Below are 12,424 nucleotides of genomic sequence, written 5' to 3'. Positions count from 1 at the left end.
GCGGGGGCGCAGTGGGGCTGGATGAGGACCTCGCCAGACGAGCCGCCAACCTAGCCCAGGCAGCACTGCTGTCCGGTGGCGCAGCCGGAGGGGACCGCGCCCGGCTCACATGCCTTGCGGCAGGCGCTGTCGTAGCAACAGACGTAGCTGCCGTCGGTGCTGCACTGGTCGTCTGAGGTGCAGTACTTCAATCCCTGCTCGATGCTGCCCGGCGCCTCCGTGTCTTCCACCGGCGCCAAAGGGCCACAGTCCGTCAGGGCCGCCACCCACAGCGTTGCAATCACTCCCAGTCCACGAGCTCCCAGCTTCCGCATGTGTCACCTCGGGGGGGGTGGGTCCGCGAACCACACGGACCGCTCCGCAGTGCGAGAAGCGTGTGACTGCGCGTGAAGAGGAGGCGGGCGATTTCACACCTTCTCGGGCCGCATGCCCGAAGCCGCGCGCATCACCGGAGCCGCGGCAGGGGGGGCCGGCTCGCGGAACTGCTTCTGGTACAGCTCCGCGTACAGCCCGTTCCGGGCCATCAGCTCGTCGTGCGTGCCGCGCTCCGTGATGCGCCCGGCGTCGATGACGAGGATGAGGTCCGCGTTCCGGATGGTGCTGAGCCGGTGGGCGATGACCACGCTGGTCCGGCCCGCCAGCAGTGTGGAGAGCGCACGCTGGATGAGCGCCTCCGTCCGCGTGTCGATGTTCGCCGTCGCCTCGTCGAGGATGAGCACGCGCGGATCCGCGATGACCGCTCGGGCGAACGCGAGGAGCTGCCGCTGTCCCTGGCTCAGTGTGGCGCCGCTCTCGCCCAGCACCGAGTCATAGCCCTTCGGCAGCGCGGCGATGAACTCGTGCGCGTGCACCGCCCGCGCGGCCTGCTCTATCTCCTCGCGGCTCGCGCCGGGCCGGCCGTAGGCGATGTTGTCCGCGATGCTTCCAGAGAACAGGAACGGCTCCTGGATCACCATCGCCATCTGTCGCCGCAGGCTCGTCCGCGTCACCCGCTTGATGTCCAGCCCGTCCACGCGCACCACCCCGCCCGTCGCGTCGTAGAAGCGCGGAATGAGGTTGGCCACCGTGGTCTTCCCCGCGCCCGTGCGGCCCACCAGCGCCACCGTCTGGCCGGGCTGGATGTCGAAGCTCATCTCGCGCAGCACCGGGTGCTCGGCATCGTAGGCGAATGACACGTTTTCGAACGTGATGTGCCCCTGCGCCCGCTTCAGCTCGGCGGCATCCGGGGCGTCGGAGGGCTCGCGCGTCTCATCGAGGATGGAGTAGATGCGCTCCGCGCCGGCGAGCGCCGACTGCATCAGCGTGTACACCGAGGCCGCCATCTGCACCGGCCGGAAGAACTGCTGCACGTAGATGAGGAACGCCGCCAGCAGGCCCACGCTCAGCTGCCCCTGGAGCACCTGGTAGCCGCCGTACCCGATGACGAGCGCCGTGGCGAGCGTGGAGAGCATGTCCATCGCCGGAGAGAACGCCGAGGTGACGCCCACCGCGGACATGTTGGCGTCGCGGTTGGCGGCGTTCTGGCTGCGGAAGCGCTGGATGTTCACGTCCGTGCGGTTGAACGCCTGCGCCTGCCGCACGCCGACGATCTGCTCCTGCAGCGACGCCGTCACGTTGCCCACCGTCTGCCGTGTCTTGCGGTACGCCTTGCGCGCCCGAGCGGCGAAGAACCAGGTGGTGAGCAGCATCACCGGGATGATGGTGAAGCACGCCAGCGCCAGCCGGACGTTGAGCGCCAGCATCGCCACCAGCACGCCCACCAACCCCAGCATCGCGCCCAGAAGCTGCGTCATCCCCTGCGAGAAGAACTGGTTGAGCGTGTCCACGTCGCTGAGCAGCCGGCTCATCAGGTCGCCGATGGGCCGCTTGTCGAAGTACGACAGCGGCAGCGCCTGGAGCTGCTCGAAGAGCCGGTTGCGCAGGGTGGAGAGCACCCGCTGGCCGGTCATGCCCACGCGCCGCGTCTGCGCCCACCCGGCCACCGCGCCCGTGCTGTAGACGACGAACAGCATCAGCATGGTGCGCAGCAGGCCCTCCACGTCCCTGTTCCCGATGTCGCGGTCGATGGCCCGGCTCACCAGGTACGGCCCGGCGGCTTGGGTCATCGCAACCACGAGGACGAACACCAGGGCCACGAGCAGCGTGCCCCGGTAGGGCCGCAGCTCGGCCGTCAGCCGGCGCGCCACCGCTCCCCGGTTGGCGGCATGCTGGACCTCCAGCTCCGCCATCGACTCGATTCCTCCTGGCCTCCTCATGCTGCCTCCACCTTCCCGGGCTGCAATTGCGAGCCAAGAATCTCGTTGTACAGCGGGCTCGAGCCGAGCAGTTGCTCATGCGTGCCCTGTGCCACCACCTTGCCCTCATCGATCACGAGGATGAGGTCCGCGTCGCGCACCGTGCTGATGCGCTGGGCGATGACGATGGCCGTGCGGTGCGAGCTGCGCATCAGTCTGTCGAGCGCATCCTGGATGGCGGCCTCCGTCTCGGCGTCCACCGCGGAGGTGCTGTCATCGAGGATGAGCAGCCGTGGGTCCGTGAGCAGGGCCCGGGCGATGGCCAGGCGCTGGCGCTGTCCACCCGAGAGCCCCACGCCCCGCTCGCCCACCACCGTGTCGTAGCCTTGCGGCAGCCCGGCGATGAACTCCGCCGCCTGCGCCGCTTCGGCCGCCGCTCGAATCTCCTCCAGCGTCGCGTCCGGGCGGCCGTAGGCGATGTTCTCTCGCACCGTCCCGGAGAAGAGCAGCGAGTCCTGCAGCACCACGCCAATCTGCGAGCGCAGGCTGGAGAGCGTCACCTCGCGCACGTCGTGCCCGTCCAGGAGCACCGCGCCTCCGGTCACGTCGTAGAAGCGGGGCAGCAGGTTGATGATGGTGCTCTTGCCGGAGCCTGTCGTCCCGAGGATGGCCACGAGCTGTCCCGGCTCGGCCGTGAAGCTCACCCCGCGCAGGATTTCGCGCTCGCTGCCCGCGTAGCGGAAGCGCACGTCCCGGAGCTCGACCCGTCCCTGGAGGGGCGGCAGCGGCGTGGCCCCGGGCTTGTCGGCCACCTCCACCTGGGTGTCGAGCAGCTCGAACACGCGCAGCGCGGACGCCCCGGCGCGGGAGATCTGCGCCGCGATGAAGCCCAGCGTGATGATGGGCATCATCAGGAAGCCCAGATAGGAATTGAACGCGAGCAGCTCGCCGATGGTCAGGCTGTTGCGGAAGATGAGCAGGCCGCCCAACCCCACCACCACGAGCGTGCCGAGAGCGGCGAAGTAGCCCACGAAGGGGAAGTTGGTGGAGATGGCCTCGATGACCAGGAGGTTGTGCCCCAGCAGCTCCTCATTGGCCTTCTGGTAGCGGGCGGCCTCGCGGGCCTCGCCGGAGAAGGCGCGCACCACGCGGACGCCGCGCAGGTCCTCCTGGAGGATGCCGTTGAGCTGGCCCAGCGTCATCTGCACCTTGCCGAACAGCGGGCCCATCTTCCCCATGAAGCTCCGGAACAACCAGAGGATGGGCGCGATGGTCGCCAGCGACGCCACGGCGAGCACGGGGTTGGTGCTCAAGAGCAGCGCCGCGCACCCCACCAGCATGGCGAGCGAGGCGGCGAGCTGCACCACGCCGGTGCCGACGAAGGTGCGCACCTGCTCGACGTCGTTGGTGAGCCGGGTGAGGAGCTGTCCCGTCTGCGCCTGATCGTAGTAGCTGAAGCTCAGCCGCTGGATGCGCGCGAAGAGCGCGTCGCGCAGGTCGAAGGCGACGCCCTGGGAGACGCGCTCGGCCAGGTAGCCCTGGAGGAAGTTGAAGAGTCCCCGCCCCAGCGCGATGGCCACCAGTCCGCCCACGGCCGCGAGCACCGTGGCGTTGTTGCCCTTGGCGATGCCGTTGTCGATGGCCACCCGCACCATCTGTGGTGCTGCGAGGTTGGTGGCCGACACCAACAGGAGCGACGCCAACGCGCCCGCAGTCTCCAGCCTGTACCGCCGCAGATACCCGAGCGCGCGCCACACGGCCTTTCCGCTCCCTGGCGGCGCCATCGGTCTTCGTCCTGGTTGCATGTACCGACAGACGTACCTAACCGGGCTCCGGGCCGCAACGTCGGGCTCCCGGGGGCAACCAGACGAGGGAGCCCCAGGGGCCTTGGGGCGGTGCGTCGAACCCGGAGAAATGGTATGGATCGTTTCTAGGCCAAGGAGCGGCCGGAGGGCGGCTCGAAGCCCCCTTGACGTGTGCGAGGGGGGAGGCATCTGCTGGACGCATGGTCAGCACTCCCCCGCCGGTGACCTCCGCCGTCATCGGTGCGCGCCCGGTCGACGCCAGCGAGCGGTTGATCCTCCTCGACATCCTGCGTGCCGTCGCGCTCTGCGGCGTCTTCGTCTCGAATGCCTACATGCACCTGAGCGGACGGGGCCTCCTGCCGAAGGAGAGCGCCGAGGCCTTGCTGTCGACGCGGGTGGATGTCGTCACCGACTTCCTCTTCACCCGCCTGGTGGCTGAGAAGGCCATGTCGATGTTCTCGTTCCTCTTCGGCCTCGGCTTCTCCATCCAGATGGGCCGGGCCGAGGCTCGGGGGGCCTCGGTCGTCTCCGTGTACTCCCGGCGGCTGGGGGTGCTCCTGCTCATCGGCCTCACGCACCTGTTCGCGCTCTGGTACGGCGACGTGCTCAACCTGTACGCGATGACGGGCTTCGTGCTCCTGCTGTTCCGGAAGCTGCCCGACAAGCGGCTGCTCGTCTGGAGCCTCGTGCTCATCATCGGCGCACCGCTCGTGGTCACCGCCGTCATGACCTATGTGCCGCTGCTCGCGAGCTCGCCGGAAGCCGTGCAGGAGGCGTCCAAGGCGAACATGGCGAACGTGGCGGCGATCCGGAGCGAGACACTGGCCGCCTTCCAGAGCGGCTCCTACCTCACCACGGCGCGGGCCAATGCCATCTTCTATTGGAAGATCTTCCTCAAGCCGATGACGTTCGCGCATGGGCTGATCTCCCTCGGCCGGTTCCTGCTCGGCCTGCTGGCCGGGCGGCGAAGGATCTTCCACGACGTGGAGGCGAACCGCCCCCTCTTCCGCCGGCTCATCGGGTGGGGGCTGGTGCTGGCCGTGTTGGGCAATGGCGTGGGTCTGCTCGTCGATCACCTGCTGAAAGCCGGGGTGTTCTCCCGGCCGGCGCTATGGTGGCGGCTCCTCTTCCAGTCGGTCTGGGAGGTGGGGGTGCTCGGCCTCACCGCGTTCTACGTGGCCGGCCTCTCGCTCCTCTTCCTGCGTCCCCGGGCGCGGCGGTTCCTCGCGGTGCTGGCCCCCGCCGGGCAGATGGCGCTGACGAACTATCTGAGCCAGACCGTCATCAGCCAGTTCATCTACTACGGCTATGGGTTCAACCTCATCGGCAAGCTGCGTCCCCTGCCGTGCCTGGCGCTCATGTTCGGCCTCTTCTGGGTCCAGGTCCTGGTGAGCCACCTCTGGCTGGCCCGCTTCCGCTTCGGCCCTGTCGAGTGGGTTTGGCGCTCGTTGACGTACGGAAAATCCCAACCCATGCGCAGGGCTCCCGCGCGCGAGCAGGACGTGGCGCCCGCCGCCTAGCAAATGCTTGACGCTGCGGGGGGCGGAGCGCTCGGATGCGCGCCCATATGACCGAGCTGCTCACCCGCGCTGAGTCTTCGAAGTACAAGGAAACTTCACGTCACTCCGATGTGCTCGCCTTCGTCGACGAGCTCTGCCGCCGCACGAAGCTGGTCCAGCGTGTGGACTTCGGCAAGAGCGGTGAGGGGCAGCCCCTGGTGGCCCTCATCGTGAGCGACCGCGGCTGCTTCACCCCCGAGCTCGCGCGCAAGCAGAAGAAGGCCATCGTGATGGTGGAGGCCAACATCCACGCCGGTGAGGTCGAGGGCAAGGAGTCCGTGCTCGCGCTCGCCCGGGACCTGACCCTCACGAAGCTCGGGGCGAAGCTGCTCGACAAGCTGTGCCTCGTGCTGGTGCCGAACTTCAACCCCGACGGCAACGACCGCATCAGCCCCAACAACCGCAAGCTCGACCTCAAGAACCTCGAGGGGCAGGTGAACCCCGAGGGCGGCGTGGGCATGCGCTACACGGGCGAGGGGTGGAACCTCAACCGCGACAGCATGAAGCAGGAGGCCCCCGAGACGCGTGCGCTCGCGAAGCTGTACCAGGAGTGGTGGCCCCACCTCTTCATCGACTGCCACACCACCGACGGCAGCATCCACGCCTTCGACCTCACCTACGACACGTCGCACTCGAACGAGCCGCTCTTCTCGGAGCTGCGCGCGTTCAACCGCGTGATGCTCGACCGCGTGGCCAAGGCGGTGAAGACGCGCCACGATTTCGACAGCTTCTGGTACGGCAACTACAAGAATGAGGGAGACCCCCGCTCGGGTTGGCACACCTATCCCGCGCTCCCGCGCTTCGGCAGCCATTACCGCGGGTTGCTCGGCCGGCTCGATGTGCTGCTCGAGACCTACAGCTACATCGACTTCCCGCGCCGCTGCGCGGTGATACGGGCGTGGTTGCTCGAGCTGTTCCGCGATGCCGCGAAGAACGCCTCCGCCTATCGCGCCATCACCGAGCTCGAGGCGGAGCACATCCAGGAGCGCGGCGATTCGCCCGATGTACAGGCGCTCGTGGGCATCAACTACGGCGTGGCCACGCGCGACGACAAGGGTGCGCTCGTGTTCGAGTACCCCGCCTATGCGAAGCCCGGCGACATGGCCCACATCCTGGCCTACGACGAGGCGAGCATCTCCGAGCGGCGTTACCCGGGAAAGCGCCGGAAGGCCTATGACGTCCCGCACCACCGGACGTTCGTCCCCACGCAGGCGGTGAGCACGCCCGCGGCGTATCTCGTGCCAGCGGAGCTCGCCTCGCGCCTCGAGGGGCATGGCATCCGCTTCGAGCGCCTGGAGGCTCCGCGGAGCTTCTCCGTCGACAGCTACCGGGTGGCGCGGCGCGAGGAGACGTTCAGCCCCGACGTGGCCGCGAACGTTCCCCCGCCCGGCGAGGCCGAGGTGCCGCTCAGCCAGAAGCCCAAGCCCGTGCGCTTCGAGACGGTGCTCACCGTGGCTCCCGAGCGCTCCACGCGCGAGTTCCCCGCGGGAACCCTGTACGTGCCCACGGCCCAGCGCACCGGCACCCTCGTCGTGTACCTGCTCGAGCCGCACTCGGATGACGGCTTCTGCCGCTGGCAGTTCCTCGATGGCCTCATCCAGGTGGGCGAGCTCTATCCGATTCATCGCGTGGTGGACGCCACCCGCGCGCCGAAGAAGGCCGAGTGACGCGTACCCGGCAGCGGGTTCCCTCACGTGGGGATTGACATGGCCATGCCAGGTGGCACTGGTTAATCAGCCGCGGCACATCTCCCACGTGAATGGAGGGATTCGCTCCCCATGAAGGCCTACGAGCTCCAGAAGACGGGTGACATCGACGGATGGGTGCAGGTGGACAGGCCCGAGCCGAAGCCCGGCCCGGGTCAGGCCCTGGTACGCATCCGCGCGGTGTCGCTGAACTATCGGGACCTGCTCATCCTGCGGAACACCTATCGGGCGCCCATCCGGCTTCCCCTCATTCCCGTGTCGGACGGGGCCGGCGAGGTGGTCGCGGTGGGCCAGGGCGTCACCCGCGTGAAGCCCGGCGACCGTGTGGCCCCGACCTTCTTCCAGACCTGGACGGACGGAGCGTTGCCACAGGATGCGGCGAGCAGGGCGCTCGGTGGGGGCGTCGATGGCGTGCTGGCGGAGTATGTCGCCCTGGACGCGGAGGGGCTCGTGCATCTGCCGGAGCACCTCTCCTTCGAGGAGGGTGCCACGCTGCCCTGCGCGGGCGTCACGGCCTGGAACGCCCTGGTGCCCCAGGGCCAACTCCAGGTGGGCCAGTCGGTGCTGGCTCTGGGCACGGGAGGGGTCTCCATCTTCGGGCTCCAGTTCGCCCGCCTGCTGAAGGCGCGCACCCTCATCACCTCCAGCAGTGACGAGAAGCTGCAACGGGCGCGGACGCTCGTCGCGGACGGCACCATCAACTACAAGCAGCATCCCAACTGGGACGAGAAGGTCCTTGAGCTGACCAGCGGACAGGGCGTGGACCATGTCCTCGAGGTGGCGGGTGCGGAGACGCTTCCGAAGTCCGTTCGCGCCACGCGGCCCGGTGGGCACATCGCCCTCATCGGTCTGCTCAGCGGCGGCCGTGGCAATCCCGACTCCGCCCTCGCCGAGCCGAAGAAGCTCCGCATCCAGAGCGTCTTCGTGGGCAGCCGCGTCATGTTCGAGGACATGAACCGGGTCATCACCCAGCATCGGGTGAAGCCCGTCATCGGCCGCGTCTTCCCCTTCGAGCAGGCCCGCGAGGCCCTGCGTTACCTCGAGTCCGGCGCCCACTTCGGCAAGGTGGTGATCTCCGTCTGAGACGGAGCAGGGTCACAGGGAAACGGGCTGCCCGGGGGTGAGCAGCCGCATCCTCGGGTCGCCCGCGAAGGCGGCGCGGACCTCGGCTTCCTCCGCGAGCGGCTCGAAGGTCCCGAAGTGCATCGGGATGATGAGGGTGGGCCGGAAGTACTTCCGCACCGCGAGCGCCGCGGTCTTCGGATCCAGGCCCCAGCGCCCCCCTCCCACGGTGAGCAGCAGGATGTCCGGGTGGTAGAGCTCCTGGATGAGCTCCATGTCTCCGAAGAGCCACGTGTCGCCCGTGTGGTAGAGCGAGCGCCCATCCGCGAAGGTGAGCACGTAGCCCAGGGGCCTTCCACCCGCCTCGCTCGAATGCATCGCGGGGACGACGTGCACGGTGACGTCTCCCAACTGGAAGGAGCCACCCACGTTGACGCTGTGCTGCTGCGCCTCGGGAATCTTCATGGCGCGCAGGTGCTCGCCCGTGGCGACCACGGGCGCACCGCTCGTCCAGGCGAGCGCGGGGACGTCCTCCGCGTGGTCCGCATGCGAGTGCGTCACGAGTATGGCGGTGGGCCGCTCGCGCCCGTAGCGCGCCACGTCCTTCCAGGCGGGCGGTGTCCGGGGGTTCTCCTTCAGCCACGGGTCGAGCAGCAGCCGGGTGCCTCCCGGTGAGACGACCTCGAACGCCGCGTGCCCGAGCCAGGTTACCTGCACGGAAGCGCGGGCTGGTGGCTTTGTCCCTGCGTCGGGAGCAGCGGCGGAGGCAGGGGCCGCCGTGAGGAGGGAGATGGCGAGCAGCAGGAGGCCATGGCGATGAGCGCCCATTCGATACACCTCGGAGGGGAAATGCCGCGCGGCCGGCGCGGAGGGAGTCCAGTGCCCCGGGGGAATAGGGCAACACGGGCCGTCCAGACTTGGGCGTTATTGACGGGCCCGGGCGTACTGGCCCGGCGTGAGGCCGACAATCCGCTTGAAGTGGCGGTTGAGCTGACTCTGGTCGTAGAGGCCCACATCCACGGCGACACGGCCGGCGGGGACTCCCTCCGCGAGCAACACGCGCGCTCGTGCCACGCGCAGATGCGTCAGGTATTCGTGCGGGGGCAGCCCGAACTCGGCCCGGAACAGGCGCAGCAGGCGGAACCGGTTGAGGCCCACCGCGTCCGCCAGGGACTCGAGCCCCACGTTCTCCGTGGAGAGCGCGTGGAGGTACTCGCGCGCACGCCGCACCGCCGGAGGGTGTCGCTCCCGGGAGTCAGGCTCCGGTGTGCCGCCGGCATACTCCACCAGCACCGCTTCGAGGGCCTCCGCCAGCAGTGACTCCCCTTCGAGCCGATGGGCGGTCCTCGCCGCGAGCGCCGCATGCAGCCGCAGGGCGGTGGCCTCCGTCCGTCCCGAGCCTCGCGTCAGCGCGTCGTTGAAGTGGGGTGTGCCGTGCAGGCCCAGCAGCCGTGCCGCCTCCTCGACGAGCGGTGCCTCGAAGGCGATCGTCTGGGCCGTCACCGGAGCATGTATGCGCACGTCCCGATGGACCTCACCGGGTTCCTTGAGCTTGAGGCGGCCGGGTCCCTGCGTCCAGACGCGCTTCCGGTACCAGAAGTCGAAGGCCCCGGAGTAGGTCACCGAGATGGCATAGCGGGTCGAGTGCCCGGACCAGAGCCGGGCATCGTTCTCCACCCGCGTCACCTCCACGCCCGGAAGCAGCGGCGGGCGCCAGGTGTGCACGGCGCTGGAGGGGAGCGGGGAGCGGCGCATGGCGGAGCGCGAGGAGGCTACCAGCTCCCGAAGTCCCGCGGGGTCGAGCGCTAGGCGAGCGTGGCGAGTGCTTCCTTCTTGAAGTCGGACAGCTCGTGGTCGCGGCCCTCGCGTACCTTCAGGGCCCACTGCGGATCCGCGAGGAGCGCGCGGCCGACCGCGACCAGGTCGAACTCCTCCCGCTCGAGGCGCTGCAACAGGTTGTCGAGGGACGCTGGCTTCGAGCTCTCGCCCCCGAAGGCCGCCACGAACTCGCCCGACAGTCCGACCGAGCCGACGGTGATGGTCGGCTTGCCGGTGAGCTTCTTGGCCCAGCCCGCGAAGTTGAGCTCCGAGCCCTCGAACTCCGGTTCCCAGAACCGGCGCTGCGAGCAGTGCAGGATGTCCGTCCCGGCGTCCACCAGCGGCGTGAGCCAGGTCTCCATCTCCTGGGGCGTCGAGGCGAGCTTGACGTTGTAGTCCTGCTGCTTCCACTGCGACAGCCGCAGGATGATGACGAAGTCCTCGCCCACCGCCGCGCGGATGGACTTCACCACCTCGGCGGCGAAGCGGGAGCGCTCGGCGAGCGTGGCGCCTCCGAAGGCGTCGGTCCGCTGGTTCGTCCCCGCCCAGAAGAACTGGTCGATCAGATAGCCGTGGGCGCCGTGAATCTCGAGCGCATCGAAGCCGAGTCGCTTGGCATCCGCCGCCGCCTTGCCGAACGCTGAAAGGGTGTCGGCGATGGCCTCGTCCGTCATGGGCTCGGTGAACTTCTTGTCCGGCCTGGACAGGCCCGAGGGGCTGTCCACGGGGGGTGGTGCCACCCAGGTCGCCTGGGGATTGCGCGCCGAGCCCACGTGCCAGAGTTGCGGGGCCATCCGCCCGCCCGCGGCATGCACCTCGTTGATGACGCGCTTCCATCCCGCCAGCGGCAGCTCGCCGTGGAAGTCGGGCACGTTGGGGTCATTCTTCGCCGAGGGCCGAGCCACCACGGTCCCCTCCGAGAGGATGAGGCCCACCTCCCCTTCGGCCCGGCGGCGGTAGTAGCTGGCGACCTCGGGTGTCGGCACCCCGTTGGGAGAGAAGGCTCGCGTCATGGGCGCCATGACGATGCGATTCTTCAGTTTCAGCGACTTGTAGGCGAAGGGGCGGAACAGCACTTCTGCGGGCATGAGGGGGCTCCCACGGGACGACGTTCAGAAGCGCCTAGCTAACCGGATCGCCTCCGCACCCCCACCAGAAAACCTGGACCCTCTCGCAAGGCCTGCTTATCGGCCGCTGGGTAGGGCGGGCCGAGCTCGCCTGCTCGGAGCGTGACGGCTACTTGCCCGGCTTGTGAGGGGGCAGCTCTTCCGGGAGCGGTATCCGGACCAGTTTCAGCCCCTTCGGACCGTGGTCGATGACCGTGAAGCCTTGGCCCGCGACCCTGACGAGCAGGCCATCCCGGGCCAGTCCACTCGCGAGCCATGCATCCGCCTCTTCTCTCGAGGCGAAGGAGTGGACGACCTTGATTCCCTCGATGGCCGGGGTCGTGATTTTGCGGAAGAACTCGCGGAGCTCCTCGAGTTTCCGCAGGTCGTCGCGAACGAAGAGCAACGCAGAAGCACATACCCGCAGCGCCTCGTCTTCGGGCGTCCCCTCGGGGTATTGCTTGCTCAAGGCTTCCACGGTCCGGAGGACTGTGTCGACATCGAAGTTGGGATTGTATTTCATTGGCATGCCGGGAAATGACAGACATCTAGAGGGCCAGCGGCGCCAGGAGCAGCGCACCGGTTCCGCCCGTGACGAGGATGAATGCCGTGCCCGCGACAATCACAACCGTTCCGAGCGCCAGTTCTGATTTGTGCTTCCGAATCCAGTCGCGGGCCGCGTCGAGACTCGAGAACTCGAGGGGCGGGCGCTTCTTCACCTTCTCCGCTTCCTCCTTCTCCTTCTCCTCAATGCAAGACATGTATTCCTTGCGGCACTCCCGGGTGCAGTATTCGTAGTACCACTCGTTGTGTTCGATATGGGGATAGGGTTGCCGCGAGGACTCCCAGCATTTGTTGAAACACTGGTTGAGCTCGTCATCGCAGTCGTAACCCGCGCCTCCGGTCCCGAGCGCACTGCCAACTCCACTCGCGTCCTCGTCGACGACATAGGGCTGGGCCTTGGCCTGCGCGGGCCTCGCGTGCTCGCAACCCGCGCAAGCCACCACCGCGGCACTCAGCAGTGCGAGCAGCCACATGCCTCCCCCCACCGTGGCGGCCGCGTCTCCTCCTCGCTCCGAGAGGTGCTTCCTGCCCATACCCCTCTCCCGTCAGAAAAACCTTAATGATTTCAGA

General features: G+C 68.3%; 11 protein-coding genes. 3 read left to right on the top strand and 8 right to left on the bottom strand.

Translation table 11 applies throughout. The annotated features are described in order from the left end of the window. Window positions 1-50: 50 nt before the first annotated feature. From DAT35_RS04470 to DAT35_RS04460, 3 genes are all read right to left on the bottom strand, one after another. Complete coding sequence (locus DAT35_RS04470) at window positions 51-314, bottom strand: hypothetical protein (RefSeq protein WP_108065665.1); 264 nt, start codon at window positions 312-314, stop codon at window positions 51-53. A gap of 93 nt (window positions 315-407) precedes the next feature. Then, a complete protein-coding gene (locus DAT35_RS04465; RefSeq protein WP_108065664.1) occupies window positions 408-2,255 on the bottom strand; it encodes an ABC transporter ATP-binding protein in 1,848 nt (615 codons plus the stop codon). Next, entirely contained in the window at window positions 2,252-4,018 is a 1,767-nt protein-coding gene (locus DAT35_RS04460) for an ABC transporter ATP-binding protein (protein ID WP_108065663.1), read from the bottom strand. The genes DAT35_RS04465 and DAT35_RS04460 overlap by 4 nt, the downstream gene beginning before the upstream one ends. Before the next feature lie 221 nt (window positions 4,019-4,239). Here DAT35_RS04460 and DAT35_RS04455 point away from each other — a divergent pair, with 221 nt between their 5' ends. The 3 genes from DAT35_RS04455 to DAT35_RS04445 all read left to right on the top strand — a co-directional run bounded on the left by DAT35_RS04455 (window position 4,240) and on the right by DAT35_RS04445 (window position 8,387). Next, window positions 4,240-5,559, top strand: a complete 1,320-nt coding sequence (locus tag DAT35_RS04455; protein WP_108065662.1) for a DUF418 domain-containing protein — start codon at window positions 4,240-4,242, stop codon at window positions 5,557-5,559. Window positions 5,560-5,606: 47 nt separating this feature from the next. Beyond that, window positions 5,607-7,265 carry a M14 family metallopeptidase gene (locus DAT35_RS04450; protein WP_108065661.1) on the top strand — a complete coding sequence of 553 codons (1,659 nt, stop codon included), beginning with the start codon at window positions 5,607-5,609 and terminating at the stop codon, window positions 7,263-7,265. Between the two features lie 111 nt (window positions 7,266-7,376). Then, a complete protein-coding gene (locus DAT35_RS04445) occupies window positions 7,377-8,387 on the top strand; it encodes an NAD(P)-dependent alcohol dehydrogenase (protein WP_108065660.1) in 1,011 nt (336 codons plus the stop codon). 12 nt (window positions 8,388-8,399) lie between these two features. Here the strand turns inward: DAT35_RS04445 and DAT35_RS04440 are convergent, their stop codons facing one another. The 5 genes from DAT35_RS04440 to DAT35_RS60490 form a co-directional block, all read right to left on the bottom strand. Further along, on the bottom strand, window positions 8,400-9,194 hold the full coding sequence (locus DAT35_RS04440; RefSeq protein WP_108065659.1) for a metal-dependent hydrolase: 795 nt from the start codon (window positions 9,192-9,194) through the stop codon (window positions 8,400-8,402). Window positions 9,195-9,290: 96 nt separating this feature from the next. Then, the gene (locus DAT35_RS04435) at window positions 9,291-10,121 is read right to left on the bottom strand and encodes a helix-turn-helix domain-containing protein (RefSeq protein ID WP_108065658.1); all 831 of its coding nucleotides are present in this window, start codon (window positions 10,119-10,121) and stop codon (window positions 9,291-9,293) included. A 50-nt stretch (window positions 10,122-10,171) separates the two neighbouring features. Further along, window positions 10,172-11,272 (bottom strand): NADH:flavin oxidoreductase, encoded by a 1,101-nt coding sequence (locus tag DAT35_RS04430; protein WP_108065657.1) that lies wholly within the window; start codon window positions 11,270-11,272, stop codon window positions 10,172-10,174. Between the two features lie 148 nt (window positions 11,273-11,420). Next, a complete protein-coding gene (locus DAT35_RS04425) occupies window positions 11,421-11,768 on the bottom strand; it encodes a hypothetical protein (protein WP_369945240.1) in 348 nt (115 codons plus the stop codon). 70 nt (window positions 11,769-11,838) lie between these two features. Beyond that, entirely contained in the window at window positions 11,839-12,387 is a 549-nt protein-coding gene (locus tag DAT35_RS60490; protein ID WP_233261299.1) for a hypothetical protein, read from the bottom strand. Window positions 12,388-12,424: the final 37 nt, after the last annotated feature.

The sequence above is a fragment of the Vitiosangium sp. GDMCC 1.1324 genome (assembly GCF_003044305.1).
GTDB lineage: Bacteria > Myxococcota > Myxococcia > Myxococcales > Myxococcaceae > Archangium.
Note: the sequence above shows the minus strand (reverse complement) of the source record. Positions and strands in the feature narration are given on the sequence as shown.